The sequence below is a fragment of the Bacillus sp. HU-1818 genome (assembly GCF_022695965.1).
Taxonomy (GTDB): domain Bacteria; phylum Bacillota; class Bacilli; order Bacillales; family Bacillaceae; genus Bacillus; species Bacillus atrophaeus.
This window is the reverse complement of record NZ_JAAPBE010000001.1, coordinates 716,369-730,936: the sequence shown is the minus strand read 5'-3', so window position 1 is coordinate 730,936 and position 14,568 is coordinate 716,369. Positions and strand designations below refer to the sequence as shown.

Here is a 14,568-nt window from a genome sequence, read left to right as displayed (position 1 = left end):
GATGATTCCATTTTAAATGAGCTTATACTCATTATCTATAGTTAATTTCGAAGCGAGGAAACGATCTATGATTACTTATCAAGGTTAACGAGACTGGGAACAATGCTTCCAATCCACGCACGAGCTGAGAGTGGACGGCATTTACGGGCCGAAAAACGAAAACAAAGCTTGAAGTGAGATTGAATTAATAAAAGAAGCCCTTCTTAAAAGAGGGCTCTTTTTCTAACTATGTTGTTTTAAGGTGTTTTTTAATTTGTTCAGTGACATGCTTAAGCCATTCTAATGGAGTTATATCATCTTCAGGAAAGTATATACCATCCGCTGCTTCCTCTATAAATTCATTTTTGTCTTCTTCTGAATAATCACTATTTAGAAACTCAGTTAGTGCTATTAAATCTCTATCTTTTAGTTTTTGTGATGCTTCATTTAAATATTCATCAAGGGCATTTTCCGGAGACTCTATATCTTGGTGGAAATGTCCACCGAGAAATCTAAATACAGGATCAGAAACTTTAATTTCAATCATTATATATCACCTCGTTGGGTAACCTGTTAGTATAAAGCTACCATCTTCATTTTTCTTTAATACTATTCTAGCATTAGTCATATCCTTAACTTCATTTGAACCTTTACGAACTCCTCTACCTATAACTTCGGTTCCTCTATAAGGTAACGGTAATCGATCGTCAATATCACTATTTAACCACTCTTCAATTTCCTTTTTATGTTTAGTTAATGTTTCATTAGCGACTCTTTCTGCAGTTGGCCTATCAGTGAAACTAGAAGAGGCACGTATCTTCTTGTTTATCTGTAGCCTCTGTAATAACTCTTCATCAGTCTTACCGATATGTCTATCAATTAGATGCCCGCCTTTTGCTTCATGAGCAGCTAATCCACCGCCAGGTGCGAGAGGGGTACTTTCACCTTGTTTGACATTACCTATATCCATGTTGTTAGAAGTTTCAGATTTAGTGAGAACACTCTCTTTTTTATCTTCCGCAATACTTTTTAGCAGCGGAGTGTTTTTCACGTTAATGGTATTCTCAGCATCTTGAAGGATCCCTTCTAATGCAGGAGTATACCGATTGACAGGAGATTTGACAAACTGTTTTACGGATGGGCCACCTTTCTTAATTGTGCCACCAACTGCTTTCCCAACTTTAGCAAGGTCTTTCGAGCCTGTTGTGACAGAGGATTTTCCACCTTTCAATAACAGAAGACTTCCGCCCAAGTAAGTAACATAGTGCATCCGTGTATATGCATCCCCGTGAATCATTTTTTTATCCCAATCATCCTTCAATGTGTCAACCATACTTTGAAAGGCAGCTTGATAGTCGTATTCCAGAACTGTATCCAGCACTTTTTGAGGATCCTTGTTTAAGTTGTCAATTGTCCAACCGATATTCCATCCAAATTGAATGGCTCCTTCACCGGTATCCTTGGCAAGATCGTATACACCAACAATTGCACCTTTGGCGCCATCACCTATGATTTGCAACACTTCTTTTCCGTTATCCATGAAAGCTTTACGCTGTTCAAGAAATGAAACAAATTCAAGCTGTTCAGGGGTAAGGTTCTCATAGCCGACCTTTTTGGCAATTTCTAAGTATTCATCTGGATCCGTGACTCCGTCAGCTAGCTTCTTCTTTAGCTCTTTGATTTCTCGTTCTTTTGCTTCATCTTTCTTGATCTTCAAATAAGCTTCAGTCTGTTTCTCAATATCGCCTTTTTTCTTATGTATGTCACTTTCACGGTACGCCTTGGCGTTGTAGTGAATGGGCGTAGCGTTTTTGCCTTTGCCTGTGGATTCCTCAAGCTTTTGGAAGTCCTTCTTGATGAATTGCTCGTTTGGCTCTGACTGGGCATATTCAGTAACAAGTGCTTCGTCCACGCTGCCTAATTTCTCGACTGTTTTTTTGCGTTTGTCCTCCGCATCGGCGAGTTCGTCTTTGAAGTTTTCTGTCGAGAACAAATCAAGCGGAAGGATATCGTCAATATCATGTAAGATATCCTTCATGGCTTTCTTTTGTTCTGACATAATAGATTTTGATTTTGTGTAGGCGTTAGCCAGCTCATGTTCTAAAAAGGATTCTTCTATGTATGCATCAGCTAAGCTGGCGTCCTCTAAAGCGCCTGAAATGCTTGTCAAAAAAGCAATTTTCATATCAATTAGATCAATCCAATTGTCAGCCACACCTGCGTGGTCTTGATAAAATGCTTTAATGTTGTCGGCGCCTTTTCCGGAAAACTCACTGTCATCTAAATCAGCTACAGCTTTGAAGGCTTTTTTTAGATTGACCATCTGACTTCTTAATTCTTTGTATTCTTTTGCACGTTTATCTGCTTTAGAAAGCAGTGATTTGGCTTCAAATACTTTCATGTTCATATCCTTTCATTCAAAAAGCTTTAACAAGATTTTACCATGTGGAAATGAAGAAATAGACAGCAATGTGATTCAAAAGTGCGAAATGATCAATTTGGTCTGTGTCAATTTACCTGTCTGGATTATCTGTTTGGAAACTGATGACGCCGTCAGACGGTTCTAACTTATGAACGGGCTTTCTGCAAATGGTATCTATGGACCGAAAACGAAAGCTAAAACTTGAAGCGTTATTGAAGTGAAAAAAACCTTCTCTTTTTGAGAAGGGAACTCATTTTTGTTAAAAATTAGTAATAGGGAATCCTCTTTTATCTGTACAGCATAATTGTGTATTAAACCAAATGATAGCAACCCAGCAGTCCTCGAATTGAGTCATCTTCTACCACATATTTCTTAGTTTATAAATGAATATTCACAGCGTATAATTTTCTATTTTAGGATATTATAACCCCTGAATACTTCAAACAATTTGTTTATTGGTCCTTAATTATATTAAGAAAGAGGGTTTGTCATGACAGATTTTTTCGGTAACAATGTAGATAAAGACAAATTATTAGAAATTTTACAAAAGGGTGGGCATGTACTTTATTTTCGTCACGCGGATCCCGCTGAAACATCGGGGGATCCTGGGCTTAGTATTGAAGGAAAGAAAAAAGCTGAATCACTCAAGCTATTGTTTCAAGAAAAAAAATTATTCTTAATACACCAATTTGGACAAGTCCAGCTAGACGGACTCAAGAAACTGCAGAAATTGCTTTTGAAGGTATAGAAAGAAAAGTTAATGATGCATTGTATTGGATAGATGCTCTTTTTGTAGATCAACCAGTTGGAGATAATCAAAAGAATCTAAAGAAGACTTTGGCAAACATCTTTGAATCCGTCCCTGAAGATGGTACAAATAGTGTTGTTGTCGGTCATCATTTTACGTTTGGCAATGCAATTTCTAGCCTTCCTTATCTAGGAATGGTTGTTTTAAAACCAGAGGGAGAAGGAAAAGGATTTAAAGTTGTGACACATTTCGAGTTTTAAAAATTGAATTATAAGGCCTGTCTCAAAATGAGACAGGTTATGTTTTAATCACACGATATATTGATCTTCATTTTCTGTATAAGCTAATTCAAGAGGAAGCGGTGCCACCCTTGCGGCTAAATTTTCAAGAAATTTTGTGGGATTTTTATTAATCACTATTTCATAAAATTTATTATTGTGAATAAAACCAATATATTCTTCATTCATCTTAGTTTTTCAAGTAAGTTTAGTCAGTAGACTAGATGTTAATTTGAGATTCAAAAAGTACAAGATCCCCTCATTTAGTAAGTGAGGGGATCTTATATTATTTAATGATTACATCAAGCTTTATCTGTTTAGTCTCCCGATTAAACAAAATGTTCTTTAATGATACTCCAGATGGTATCCCGGAAAAAGAAGTTGATATATTTCCAGTATCTGACATTGATGTTATGTTACTTGATCCAGGAAATGGATCACCAGCATCACCGTTATTTCCATCTCGAGGGTTGCTTAAATCGTTATTCCCATCTGCTTGAATTAAAAGCATTCCTGGGGAAGCGCTTTTTTCATTCCCGAATGCTTCATCAATTCTCCACACCAATAAGCCTTCCTCTGGTATATAACTGTCGAAATTCTCCTTAATTCTATTTTCAAGTAGTAAGTATTGATCCTTGGTATAGCCAGGACCTTTAATTTTCACTACCTCACCACCTGATCGAGTAATTGGTTCTAGAGTTAATCCTTCTTCACTTTTATTAATTTCTTTTACTTTAACCCATCCATGCTGTAATTTATGAAGTCCAGCTGGATGAACAGGACATAATTCTCTCCCTGCATAAGAACCACTCGCCATTAAGTCCCACATACCATTACCGTCCCAATGATCTCCATCCGAATCATAATTAGGATCATAAAAATCATCCCATTGAAAAGCTAAGTGGCCTAACTCGTGTGCGCATACACCTAATAAGGCGTCCTGAGGTACCATTAAATATGTGACTGCAGTAAGTCCCGGTGCCGCTAACTGTGGGTTTTTCATTTGCCATTTGTGTGACCAAATATGGTTACCACTAATGTTAGGATTTAATTTTTCTGCACCTTGGCCTGCATGAACAATAAATAACGCAGTTATTGTACCATCCTTAAAATTGTCAAGTTTTGAATCGAAGCTAGTCCCATGATCAAGAGCAGTTTTTACAGCATCTTCAGCTAATTTTCTTGCATCTCGAGGGTAATTTTCGTTTAGTCCAGATTTACCATTGGTATAATACGAATACTTTTCAGGCATTCTAAACCATCCGTGAACTTCACCTTCAACAGTTACCTTTTCTTTGCTAACTTCATTGTAATAGTCGGCCATACTTCCAGTTGGATAGGAACCTTTTGAGAAAAGGAGATCTTCATAATGCTCCTTTGGTAATTTGCCTTCTAAGTCTGGAAAATCAACTAATAAGACAATAACGTTCAAATCTCCAGTTATCGGTACCCGTGGAATAGATATTCTTTGAAAATCGTGTTTATGAATAGAACCTAAAGTATGATCATCCATGCCATGAATATTGTGTGCTGGATTGGAGTAACCACGTGCAGCAAGAAATTGTCGGTATGTAAAACCTAGTTCCTCCCACTTTTTATTGTACTCATTTGTTAAATATGTGATTACTTCCGGAGCTGGTGGGACAGTACGGATATTTTTCATATTATTCCTCCTAACATAATTCGAACAATATTTTAATCATTTCCAATTAAATGGAAAAAATACACGTGAATTAATGCGATATCTATTAATTAAGGTATAGATAGGAGGTAGCGGTTGTTATTACCTTGTTAAAAGGATTCATTATGATGTGGAGAGAAAGCCGACATGAAACGAAAGCGAAAAATAAAGTTTATCCAGGAAGACGTTTTGACTGCAGCGGAAGTGGGGGAGCAGCTTGGAATCACCCGACAGCGTTTAAGTACCCTTGTGACTTTAGGGAAGCTCAAGCCGGTTAAAAAGGTTGGGACAGTTGCATTGTTTTTGCTTGGTCATGTACAGGCCCTAAAAAAGAATTAGAAGCCGGCCGGAAGAAATACCGGCCGTATGATGAATGAAGCTCCTCTTACTTTGAGAGGAGCTTTCGTACGTTTGCCATTTAATATAATAAAGGTTCTCTGTGGCTTTTAAAAAAAGTCGCACCGTTTTGAAAAAAGTTTAACCGTTTGCAAAAAAGATGAACCGGAATTTCCTATCTAATTAAAGATTGCGAGTTCACTACTATTCTATAGGTAGTCTTTTTAATTTTATAGGTTATAATTTGATGTATATATTTGATGAGGAGATACGTGAAAATGAGAAATTATTACGAAGTTGTAAGTGATTTAAAAAGGGCATTTAGTTCGAAAACTAGAAAAGAAAATGCCGTAAATCTTTTAAAAAAAAATGACGATCTTTTTTGGGACTACTTAAGCTTAGTACATCTTAGTGCTGATCAAATATATATGGATGAAAAACCAGGGGTGTCTTTACTAATTTTATCTACAAAGTTTATTAATCATACTGCAACAGCTTATGATGCACTTTTAAATTCTATGGTAGATGAATTTTTTATTTTATTCCGTCAAAGTTGCGAAGTTAAATGGTTGGCTCAATATTTTATAAAATATCCTGAAAAACAAGAAGATTGGCTTTCATCTAAAAAAAATTATATTGCACCACGCGAAGTTCGAAAAGCAATTGATGAAGATGAAAAGATGAAGGGACTATATTCATATTTAAGTAGTAGGGCACATCCTAAAACGGAATCCATTTCTCATATATTACAAGAAGATCTTGTAATAGGAGGAAACTATGATGAAACATTCACACGTTATTCTTTTTTACTGATGCTTAAAACTATTGATGAATATCTAGTTGAATTATTTAATGTTATAAGTGAACAACATGGATTTGATCTGGAACTTTTGAGTCAAAAAGGTATTGATAACATTGAAGAAAACGAAGAGTTATTTATATTAGCATTAGGACAATATTCCATTCTTGCGGAAAAACTAGACAAATATGAAAAACTAATAAGAGAAACTTGTTAAAAATATTGTGTAATACAATTGAAAGAGAAGCACATGACATAGATACACTGAAGATTTCATAAAAAAAGAAGCTTATATAGGGCTTCTTTTTTTCTAGCTTGAATAAGATTCATTTTCCCTCTTTTTTAAACTTCAATTCACCTTTCATCAAAAGGCTTTCACTGCTGCACGAATATCCTCTTCGCTCTTTCCTGTTTTTCTTTTCAAATCGTTCAGAGTTGGATTCTTTCCATACAGATGCATGTTCACTATGATCTGATATACTTTCCGTTCAAAATCAGTCATTTGATCATCTCCTGCAAGGATAATATTCGAACAAAAGTTCCTTTGTCAATAAGTTGGATTTGGGGACAGATGGGGACGAATTGGGGACCAACTTGTTCATTTTTAGTCAAAACAGAAGATTTTTTATCAGAAACATTTGTCAGAAAACCCTATAAAATAAGGTTTTGAAATAAAACATCCGTTCGTGTCAGAACATAATCGCTACCTTGACAGGGTAGAGGTCGCTGGTTCGAGCCCAGTCGGAATCATAGATTAAACCCTTGCGTCGCAAGGGTTTTTTACTTTGCTTTAATAAAGCCGGTTTATCAAATTCGCAGGTTGTTGGCAAACTGCGAATTTGATTTTTTGGCTTCGAAATTCATTGACCGTATCTCTTTTTAGGGTCAAAATTGTTGAAAAGTTCAGCTGTCTCATCAGCTTATTTTTTTGTTACATGACCATATCTATCGAATGTAGTTCGATAACTGGCGTGACCGACTCGTTCTTGAATCGCTCTATAATTTTCACCAGCTTCAATTAATAAAGTAACCATGGTGTGACGCAACTCATGAAGTCGTGTTTTTTCAGATCATACTTTTTAGTGAACTTGGACCATTTTGTAGTGGGGATTGTGTAATAATAGGGCTTACCTTTCCCACTACGGAAAATGTATTGATGTTCTCCACCTTCCCAAGCATCCACCTAATTTCAGTTTCTCTTTTTTCCACATTCTATAGTACTTCTCAAGCTCATCCATATACCAATCAGGCATCTTTACAAAGCGCTTGGATTTTTTTGATTTAGGATCCTTGATAAGTGGTTTTCCATCTATTGTTTTTGGGATTGAACGATTTACATAAAAACCTCCTGCATTCCAATCAACATCTCGATGCCATTCAAAGGCTAATCCTTCTGCTCTTCTTAGACCGCCAATCATTGCGCCCAAAAAATACAATCTCCACATTATATCATCTGATAAAGAGCTTCAATGCATTCCTTAGCTGCTTATGAATCATTAAATTGCATTTCTTTGGTTTCAACAGAAGGGGGATCTAAAACTTCAGTTGGATCTACTTTGATTAGTTTCCATTGCTTAACAGCAATTTTGAACATTGCTTTCAGAACTTTGAATACGTCGTACCTGGTTGAACTCGATAAATAAACCTCCTGGTTTGCCGTCTTTTCGAATTCCGTCTTTTTCAAGTGAATCCATAAAGTCAACAATATGCATTGTTTTAATTTGATCTCGTGTGCGTAAGCATCAAGATTGGAACGGCAAATATTGTCCGCATCGAATTTTGTCAGAGGGAAGATGGGACGAGGTTAAGGCTGCCATTGAAGTAGAGTTAAAGGCGTTAGGAGGAAAGACAACTTCTAAAACGTCATCATCTGCACCTAAAGCAGCAGGGAGCACTTACACAGTCAAAAAAGGCGATACTCTTTCCGCAATTCCAAAAGAGTATGGGGTAAGTGTGGCAAACCTTCAGAAATGGAATAATATTAAGAATCTGAATAAAATCAAAGTCGGCCAAGTGCTAAAGCTGACGGGATCATCCGGCTCTTCTAAGCCGTCATCCAGCGGTAAGAAATACGTTTACCTTCCGGCTTCGGCCGATTCATGGCGCATTTATACGACAAACAAGGCGCCGGTCAAAGGGAACGAATGCGGCTTATTGCGTCCTAAGAAATTCGGCGGCCTGAAGTACGGGGTTCTCGGTAATCCACAAACGGACGTCTACACGATCAAGACGGACCAGTTCGGAAAGGTAAACATCTATGTTGCGAAGCACATAGGCAACAGTAAAATAAACGAAAGCAAAACTTGAATCTTTATTGAAGTGAAAAGAGACCCTCTCTATAAGAGGACCTTTTAACTAATGCTTTAAGAATACACTTAATTAACGAGAGTTAATGACTGACTATTTTGAAATCAAATTAATAAGATCTTTATTTTATTACTCTAAAATTGTTATACTAATAACTAACATATTTTCTAAATTGGAGGACTATTGTTATGAAAGGGAAAAAGATCATCATTTGTTTATTGGTCATCTCTATTATCTTCATAGTTGGCTTTTATTTTATTAAGAATAATGAAACTCCTGATTCAGCGAAAAAATTTAATACTGAACAGGAAGCTTTACAGTATGCTAAACAAGAATCACCTTATATTACTGACTTTATAGATGAAACAAAGGAAATTGACAATGAAAAAGTTGTGATATATACATTTGAAAAAAATAAACAAATGGGTATAGGAACAGGAACATTGGCATGGAAAGATAAAAAAGTAACATGGGTAAAGAACGGGAATGATATAGTACTTGATAGTAAGAATAATAAGACTGATATTTCAGGTGATGTAAAGTCGTATTCAGGTAAAAAGTATAAATTATATGCTGGATTTAACAAAACAAAAAATCTAAAAATTGAAACTCAGACAGATAATAATGTAACTCCTCATGTGGATAAGAAATCAGGAATATATTATTTGTTAATTCCTAGTATAAATTAATCACATCTTATTTACAAAACTATCCTTCTTTGGTAATATTTTAATGTGTCGTAAAAATAAGGAGGGTGTATATGAAAAAGAAAGTTGCGTTTTTGATTACTGTTTGCGTGGTATGTTTGATGATTTTTGGAAATCCTACGAAAGGATTTGCAGCCGAGCAAAATACTATCAATCTATCTGATTCAAATGTTGAAAAATTTTATGATGAGGAACAAAATGCAGTAATTGCACCATTCAAAGCGACAGAAAATGGTCTTGTTCCTGTTTCGAAAGAGGAATATGAAAAAGCGACTAAAACAACAGAAAACGAAGATTTAGAGAATGAGTTTGTTGTTTCTGAGGAAAATAATGACGAGCCAGAATTTAATGCCTATGCTGACGTTGATATTAGAACTTGGAGTTATAAAGAAAAATCAGCCACTAAATATTATGGAAATCCTATTAAAGTTTCAGCATCAATTAAGTGTACTTCATCATCGTGTAGAGTAGATAAACAATGGCAAGCTACTATATCTAAGTCTTACAGTGTTAATGCTTCATCAGAAATTAAAGCTATAAACTATGGTGCTAGTTTTAATTTTACATCAGCAAAATCTAGTTCTAGTACATATTCCTTTACAATAAAAAAAGGTCAATCAGGTTATATAGCTTTTAAACCATACAAAAGAAAGTCTACAGGCACCTTAACGCAGTATTCTACAATGCATGGTAAAATCAGTAGCAAATCAGCCTACGGAAGATCAGCAATTAAGTTGAAAACTGGAGAGTCTGATGGATACTATTCTTTTGTTTTTACTAAAAAATAGTATGATAGATCAGTTTAATAGAGGAAGGGTAAAAGTAATACCCTCGCCCAAAAAAGCCCTTCTCATATGAGTTGGGCTTTTTAAATAATCCATATTTTCTTTTCTTTATCCCATGAAAGAGTTCCTTCATCATGTTAGACTCATTAGAGCCAGAAGACAGATATCGGGATCGTCCCACAGTGGATGAACTACTTGAAAAAATAGAAAAACCGCAAAAAAGACTTACAGGCCTTTTAAAATATTACTCATTATTTTTCCGAGGGATGTATGAATTTGATCATAAAGAATACGTTGAAGTGATAAGTTATTATCGTAAAGCTGAGAGAGAATTGACTGCTGTTTCAGATGAAATGGAACAAGCTGAATTTCATTACAAAATAGCGGATGCCTACTATCAAATTGATCAGCATTTTGTTTCCCTGAATCATTTGAAAAAAGCTAAGCATTTGTTTGAAAAGAATCAATTATATAAGGTGAAAGTGATCGGATGCAATATGATGTTTGGAGCTAATATGTACGATATGTACCGGCTGACAGAGGCGGAATCATATTACCGGGAAGCTTTAAGCGTCGCTGAGGGAATAAATGAAAAAAAAGCAAAAAGGATCATTGGAGTGATCTTTCATAATTTAGGCTTAGTTTATTTAAGGGCCCAAAACCTAAGTGTAGCTGAAGAGCATTTTAAAAAAGCAATAGACATGAAAGAACATCTTGATACAGTGTATGGTGTTAGGTCACTATATATGATGGCAAATGTACTTTACCAAAGCAACAAACCGACGGAAGCACGTTTCTTTTATGAAACAGCTTTAAATCGGGCTGAAGATTCTAATGAAGAAGAATACATGGCGAAATTAAAGATCATTAATTCATTATATGAAGAATATAATGAAACAGAAGTATATCGAAGCTTAGACTATTTGGAAAAGAAACGCCTGTGGTCTGATTTTGCAGAATTAACAGAAAAATTGGGTGACTTTCATTATGAACAAAGAAATTATGCAGAGGGAAGAAGCTTCTTAAAAAGAACTATACATGCCCAAACACAAATACTTAAGGTTACGGAGGCTATATAATGAAGAAATTTTTAATCAGCTCAGCTTTAATCGGTATTCTTTTTGCAGGTTTATTAAATGTGGAAAAGGCGTATGCTGCTATGAATGATTCTGGAACTTTCTATGTAGCCGAAAAAGCTATTAATATCTAAGTGAATATTACCCTGTTAAATCCCATCTTTTTATGGTGGGGTTTTTAAACAATCCATTTATTCTTTCCCTTGTCCCATTTTAACAAACTCTGCTTCATGAGATTCTTAACCGCTTCTCGTATAGCGCGTTCATCTTTCCTGGTTTTTCACTTTAATTCGTCCAAAAGGGATTTTTTCCGAAGTGGGTCATGTTAAAAATGATCCGGTATACTTTCCGCTCAAAGTCATTCATCCCGATTGCCTCCTCCTCCGAGTAAATAAAACGAGAACGAACATTCCTTTTTTAACTCGAAATGGAACAAACGTTATGTGGTCAATGATCATGATATGGTTGTAAAAAGGAGGGAGTTAAATGACATTTAAAAAGGCCTTTAATATTGGCTACGTTGTACTTTTGCTCTCTTTCATTCTTGTTTATTTTATTTTACCGGCTGAACAAGTAATTACAGCAGTGATCATTCTAACTTTAATTTTCGGAGCATACCAATTCATTTTGCTTAAAACGCTCTATAATAAACATGATTAAAAAAAGAACACTCTGACTCGGGACTTCCCAAGTAAAGAGTGTTCTTTTTTGTTTTGATCAACCAGAACCACACATGTAAACTTTCCATGGGCTAGATGTCTCGTCAAGTTTCAGTTTTTTTTCGCTTGCTATCGTGGAACAATTTCACTCGTTTTTTAAGACCATAGGTAGCACTGGTTAGTGTCTGCGGCTGTTCCGTATTTTACGCTGAAATACCCGGTTTTCACCGAAACGCCGCATTGAAGGGGAATCATACAGAAAGCTTGCTAATGAGCTTGATATGTCATCAGGAGCCATTGTGGACCTCATTAACGAATGCAGAAAAGAAGTTGCTCCACTCGCTGAAGCCTGTGGGATTGGAAACAAGACCAAGACGCAGAAGCTGAGCCTATGGAAAGAGAAGTACCGCGTGTTCCTCTTGATGAGGTGATAAATCCGATCCGTCAACCAAGGATGAAAAAGAGGAAGAAAACGAGGACGAAGACGGAGCGGCATAAATGAGGATAAGGAAAAAGCAGCAGCGTTGGTATTTGCTGTTTCCCATGGAGGATGGACGAGCCGTCCACCTCTATGAACCTTTGAGAAAATACGAGGTGCTCAGTGGCCCACAAGGAGAGATTATCTTATAAAACGTCTTACGAAAGATTTTGTGATGGTTCTAAGGCCTCGACTTTGCGGAATAAAATTCCACTTTTTTTACCCATTTATTAGGCAACCACCCAATTATGCAAGAGACAATCACCTAAAAAGGGTGTGGGTAAGTATAATATTGGAAACCAAAAAGGAGTTGAAAATGTTGTATTATTACCCGCCTTTCCATTTGTATCAGCGGCAACAATATAATTCTTATCCATGGACTTATCCATGGATTTATCCAGGAAGCTCCCACTATGTGTATGGGCGCCCTAATTCTTCATGTTACAGAGAGTGTTTAAGAAGCGGAGCTGGTAGTTATTTCTGCTGCTATATCTGCGGTATCTGTTAAAAGAAAGACTCATAGAAGTGGAATAGGGGGCATTGAGCTTGCTGCTAAATCGGCTGGCATCCAAGAATATAAAAAAGTGAAGGGCTATTCACCCTTCACATCTTATTAACCGTTATACCAACCTTCAAATATTCCTGTCCAAGTTCCGTTACTTTCTTGCCGAGCATCCTTTAAATAGAATGTTGATCCCATAAACACTGTTGTATTAGGAATAGACCAGCGAGAAGAATAACCAGGAATTTCAATAGTTTTTTTGACAGCTTGTGTAGATACTTCAGTTTGTTTCTCAACTCCCGCTGTAATTGGGCTTGCGGCTAAAGCAGGGGCTGCAGAAACAAGCATAGCAAGGGACAATGCGGAACCAGTTAAAACTTTTTTCATTTTCATTCTTAAACACTCCCTTTGTTTTTTTGATACAACTGTATCATCACACAATTTGTAAAATTTGTCCATGTAAATTTATGTTAAATCTTTGTGAACGACTAATTAAGCTAGGTGATTTGTTGGCACTAAGAATATTGCTTCTGCTGATGGGATACGGATTCTCGACATACTTCCTGACGATTACAGGCCGGATATGAAAGCGAATCTTGCTTTAATCGGGGCAATCATTGTCTGCGGCGGCGTATTTTAGAGATATTGATAAGTATATAGAAAAGAAGTTATACAAATTATGGTAAATAACAGGATGGGAAATTGGTGGTTAACGGCTAGAGTGCGGGGTGGTTTCTTTCCAAAACAAACACAATTCAAAAGGAGACGGCGGTGAATGTAAATGACAGCAGAAAGATTACGTCAACATACAAGGAGCTTGCCGAAAGGCACGGGGTGTCAGGGAACACCATTAAATCAATAGCTGGGAAAGAAAAAAGGGTGCATCCATTCTAACTTATACACAGAAATTATTAGACTCGTCTAAATAGACGGGTCTCTTCTATCTGAATAGCAAACTAAATTACAAAGTTACAAAAGGCCGGTTTGCATGAAGTCTCTATGTAAAAGAGAGAAGATACTACTTCTCCCAAACCTGCTGATCAATGAGTTTCACTTGAGATGGATCGCCTGCATTTTTTTGGTTCATATAATCAGCATTCATATTTAATAGTTGATGGTAGGCGGAATCGAATTCTTCTTTTGATATTTGATTGGAGGCCAATGAGGAGCACAAAATGGCGAATGCGATTGGCATTGTATCAATTTGAATATTTACGTGAACGTTGGCTTCTGAATTTCCGCTGTGTTCTATGATGGAACCTTTCATATGAGGATTTTCCGGGTTGGCTTTTTCGATCTCCGGCCTTTTTTTATTAAACTCCATTATGTTATGAACTTTGTCTTCCATGGATTTCACCATTTTCTTTAAAGGCTGAGGGTTTTTTTAAAATTCAATCGTTCCCGAGTCTTTACGATGGGTTTGAATTAGAATTTGAATTATTTTGGTTTTGAGATTGTGCTGCTTCTTCATAAGGGTCGTCTTCAGTACGCACTTTTGTTGCTTTCGTATCCACGTCAACTTTAATATCCACTTTTGAATTTCCGCTATTTTCGACTTTTGCAATATTAGTATTTCGATCTTCGTTTTTTAATTCGTTGTCATTTTGAGCATAAGCCTTCGCTTTTGCATGGCTATCTGATTTTGCTTTTGAATAGTGGTCCTCATCATCTTCATAGAAATGACTCATATTCATGCTCCTTTCTCTGTTTAATTATGATAGGTTATTCATTTTGAGTTAAATCGATTGGACGAACTCCGTAGGGTAAACGTTCAATTTCGCATTTCTCATTTAATATTCATACAGATCATT

The 14,568-nt window shown here is 36.2% G+C and carries 16 protein-coding genes and 5 pseudogenes; 13 read left to right on the top strand and 8 right to left on the bottom strand.

The window, feature by feature from the left end:
* Window positions 1–226: 226 nt before the first annotated feature.
* Window positions 227–526 carry a contact-dependent growth inhibition system immunity protein gene (locus GXP75_RS03560; RefSeq protein ID WP_242556145.1) on the bottom strand — a complete coding sequence of 100 codons (300 nt, stop codon included), beginning with the start codon at window positions 524–526 and terminating at the stop codon, window positions 227–229.
* Window positions 527–532: 6 nt separating this feature from the next.
* Window positions 533–2,380 carry a ribonuclease YeeF family protein gene (locus tag GXP75_RS03555; protein ID WP_242556144.1) on the bottom strand — a complete coding sequence of 616 codons (1,848 nt, stop codon included), beginning with the start codon at window positions 2,378–2,380 and terminating at the stop codon, window positions 533–535.
* A gap of 136 nt (window positions 2,381–2,516) precedes the next feature.
* Between GXP75_RS03555 and GXP75_RS03550 the strand changes: the two are divergent.
* The 3 genes and pseudogenes from GXP75_RS03550 to GXP75_RS03540 form a co-directional block, all read left to right on the top strand.
* Window positions 2,517–2,606: pseudogene (locus tag GXP75_RS03550) on the top strand (peptidoglycan-binding domain-containing protein); the annotation flags it as partial.
* 285 nt (window positions 2,607–2,891) lie between these two features.
* A complete protein-coding gene (locus GXP75_RS03545) occupies window positions 2,892–3,149 on the top strand; it encodes a hypothetical protein (protein WP_242556143.1) in 258 nt (85 codons plus the stop codon).
* A gap of 20 nt (window positions 3,150–3,169) precedes the next feature.
* Complete coding sequence (locus tag GXP75_RS03540) at window positions 3,170–3,409, top strand: sortase family protein (protein WP_242556142.1); 240 nt, start codon at window positions 3,170–3,172, stop codon at window positions 3,407–3,409.
* Between the two features lie 304 nt (window positions 3,410–3,713).
* Here GXP75_RS03540 and GXP75_RS03535 read toward each other — a convergent pair whose 3' ends face one another.
* Window positions 3,714–5,090 carry a M6 family metalloprotease domain-containing protein gene (locus GXP75_RS03535; protein ID WP_242556141.1) on the bottom strand — a complete coding sequence of 459 codons (1,377 nt, stop codon included), beginning with the start codon at window positions 5,088–5,090 and terminating at the stop codon, window positions 3,714–3,716.
* Between the two features lie 165 nt (window positions 5,091–5,255).
* On the opposite strand from GXP75_RS03535, the pseudogene GXP75_RS03530 reads away from it, so the two are divergent.
* Both GXP75_RS03530 and GXP75_RS03525 read left to right on the top strand, forming a co-directional pair.
* Window positions 5,256–5,485, top strand: a pseudogene (locus tag GXP75_RS03530) (DNA-binding protein).
* Between the two features lie 237 nt (window positions 5,486–5,722).
* On the top strand, window positions 5,723–6,460 hold the full coding sequence (locus GXP75_RS03525) for a hypothetical protein (RefSeq protein WP_242556140.1): 738 nt from the start codon (window positions 5,723–5,725) through the stop codon (window positions 6,458–6,460).
* Window positions 6,461–6,607: 147 nt separating this feature from the next.
* Here the strand turns inward: GXP75_RS03525 and GXP75_RS03520 are convergent, their stop codons facing one another.
* Complete coding sequence (locus GXP75_RS03520) at window positions 6,608–6,745, bottom strand: hypothetical protein (protein ID WP_242556288.1); 138 nt, start codon at window positions 6,743–6,745, stop codon at window positions 6,608–6,610.
* A 418-nt stretch (window positions 6,746–7,163) separates the two neighbouring features.
* Window positions 7,164–7,970, bottom strand: a pseudogene (locus GXP75_RS21675) (site-specific integrase); the annotation flags it as partial.
* 1 nt (window position 7,971) lies between these two features.
* On the opposite strand from GXP75_RS21675, the pseudogene GXP75_RS03510 reads away from it, so the two are divergent.
* From GXP75_RS03510 to GXP75_RS03480, 7 genes and pseudogenes are all read left to right on the top strand, one after another.
* Window positions 7,972–8,550: pseudogene (locus tag GXP75_RS03510) on the top strand (LysM peptidoglycan-binding domain-containing protein); the annotation flags it as partial.
* 188 nt (window positions 8,551–8,738) lie between these two features.
* Complete coding sequence (locus tag GXP75_RS03505; RefSeq protein WP_214917894.1) at window positions 8,739–9,239, top strand: hypothetical protein; 501 nt, start codon at window positions 8,739–8,741, stop codon at window positions 9,237–9,239.
* Between the two features lie 71 nt (window positions 9,240–9,310).
* Entirely contained in the window at window positions 9,311–10,045 is a 735-nt protein-coding gene (locus tag GXP75_RS03500) for a DUF6060 domain-containing protein (protein WP_214917891.1), read from the top strand.
* A gap of 131 nt (window positions 10,046–10,176) precedes the next feature.
* Window positions 10,177–11,121 (top strand): tetratricopeptide repeat protein, encoded by a 945-nt coding sequence (locus tag GXP75_RS03495; protein ID WP_242556139.1) that lies wholly within the window; start codon window positions 10,177–10,179, stop codon window positions 11,119–11,121.
* Window positions 11,121–11,252 carry a hypothetical protein gene (locus GXP75_RS21370; RefSeq protein WP_277990646.1) on the top strand — a complete coding sequence of 44 codons (132 nt, stop codon included), beginning with the start codon at window positions 11,121–11,123 and terminating at the stop codon, window positions 11,250–11,252. Before GXP75_RS03495 ends, GXP75_RS21370 begins: the two co-directional genes overlap by 1 nt.
* A 352-nt stretch (window positions 11,253–11,604) precedes the next feature.
* Window positions 11,605–11,778: a hypothetical protein gene (locus GXP75_RS03485; RefSeq protein ID WP_242556138.1), complete on the top strand. Its 174-nt coding sequence runs from the start codon at window positions 11,605–11,607 to the stop codon at window positions 11,776–11,778.
* 229 nt (window positions 11,779–12,007) lie between these two features.
* Window positions 12,008–12,275: pseudogene (locus tag GXP75_RS03480) on the top strand (hypothetical protein); the annotation flags it as partial.
* 593 nt (window positions 12,276–12,868) lie between these two features.
* Here GXP75_RS03480 and GXP75_RS03475 read toward each other — a convergent pair.
* Window positions 12,869–13,150, bottom strand: a complete 282-nt coding sequence (locus GXP75_RS03475) for a hypothetical protein (protein ID WP_061571258.1) — start codon at window positions 13,148–13,150, stop codon at window positions 12,869–12,871.
* Window positions 13,151–13,528: 378 nt separating this feature from the next.
* Between GXP75_RS03475 and GXP75_RS21365 the strand changes: the two genes are divergently transcribed.
* Window positions 13,529–13,651 carry a hypothetical protein gene (locus GXP75_RS21365; RefSeq protein ID WP_277990645.1) on the top strand — a complete coding sequence of 41 codons (123 nt, stop codon included), beginning with the start codon at window positions 13,529–13,531 and terminating at the stop codon, window positions 13,649–13,651.
* A gap of 124 nt (window positions 13,652–13,775) precedes the next feature.
* Here GXP75_RS21365 and GXP75_RS03470 read toward each other — a convergent pair whose 3' ends face one another.
* Window positions 13,776–14,105 carry a hypothetical protein gene (locus GXP75_RS03470; protein WP_150223601.1) on the bottom strand — a complete coding sequence of 110 codons (330 nt, stop codon included), beginning with the start codon at window positions 14,103–14,105 and terminating at the stop codon, window positions 13,776–13,778.
* Window positions 14,106–14,166: 61 nt separating this feature from the next.
* Window positions 14,167–14,445: a hypothetical protein gene (locus tag GXP75_RS03465; protein ID WP_214917888.1), complete on the bottom strand. Its 279-nt coding sequence runs from the start codon at window positions 14,443–14,445 to the stop codon at window positions 14,167–14,169.
* Window positions 14,446–14,568 lie beyond the last annotated feature (123 nt).

Excerpts from the sequence above, each read along its gene's own strand:
- GXP75_RS03495 (WP_242556139.1), top strand. The coding sequence starts at position 10,177 with ATGTTAGACTCATTAGAGCCAGAAGACAGATATCGGGATCGTCCCACA.
- GXP75_RS03525 (WP_242556140.1), top strand. The coding sequence starts at position 5,723 with ATGAGAAATTATTACGAAGTTGTAAGTGATTTAAAAAGGGCATTTAGT.
- GXP75_RS03485 (WP_242556138.1), top strand. The coding sequence starts at position 11,605 with ATGACATTTAAAAAGGCCTTTAATATTGGCTACGTTGTACTTTTGCTC.
- GXP75_RS03555 (WP_242556144.1), bottom strand. The coding sequence starts at position 2,380 with ATGAAAGTATTTGAAGCCAAATCACTGCTTTCTAAAGCAGATAAACGT.
- GXP75_RS21370 (WP_277990646.1), top strand. The coding sequence starts at position 11,121 with ATGAAGAAATTTTTAATCAGCTCAGCTTTAATCGGTATTCTTTTTGCA.
- GXP75_RS03545 (WP_242556143.1), top strand. The coding sequence starts at position 2,892 with ATGACAGATTTTTTCGGTAACAATGTAGATAAAGACAAATTATTAGAA.
- GXP75_RS03520 (WP_242556288.1), bottom strand. The coding sequence starts at position 6,745 with ATGACTGATTTTGAACGGAAAGTATATCAGATCATAGTGAACATGCAT.
- GXP75_RS03500 (WP_214917891.1), top strand. The coding sequence starts at position 9,311 with ATGAAAAAGAAAGTTGCGTTTTTGATTACTGTTTGCGTGGTATGTTTG.
- GXP75_RS03505 (WP_214917894.1), top strand. The coding sequence starts at position 8,739 with ATGAAAGGGAAAAAGATCATCATTTGTTTATTGGTCATCTCTATTATC.
- GXP75_RS03470 (WP_150223601.1), bottom strand. The coding sequence starts at position 14,105 with ATGGAAGACAAAGTTCATAACATAATGGAGTTTAATAAAAAAAGGCCG.
- GXP75_RS03475 (WP_061571258.1), bottom strand. The coding sequence starts at position 13,150 with ATGAAAATGAAAAAAGTTTTAACTGGTTCCGCATTGTCCCTTGCTATG.
- GXP75_RS03535 (WP_242556141.1), bottom strand. The coding sequence starts at position 5,090 with ATGAAAAATATCCGTACTGTCCCACCAGCTCCGGAAGTAATCACATAT.
- GXP75_RS03560 (WP_242556145.1), bottom strand. The coding sequence starts at position 526 with ATGATTGAAATTAAAGTTTCTGATCCTGTATTTAGATTTCTCGGTGGA.
- GXP75_RS03465 (WP_214917888.1), bottom strand. The coding sequence starts at position 14,445 with ATGAGTCATTTCTATGAAGATGATGAGGACCACTATTCAAAAGCAAAA.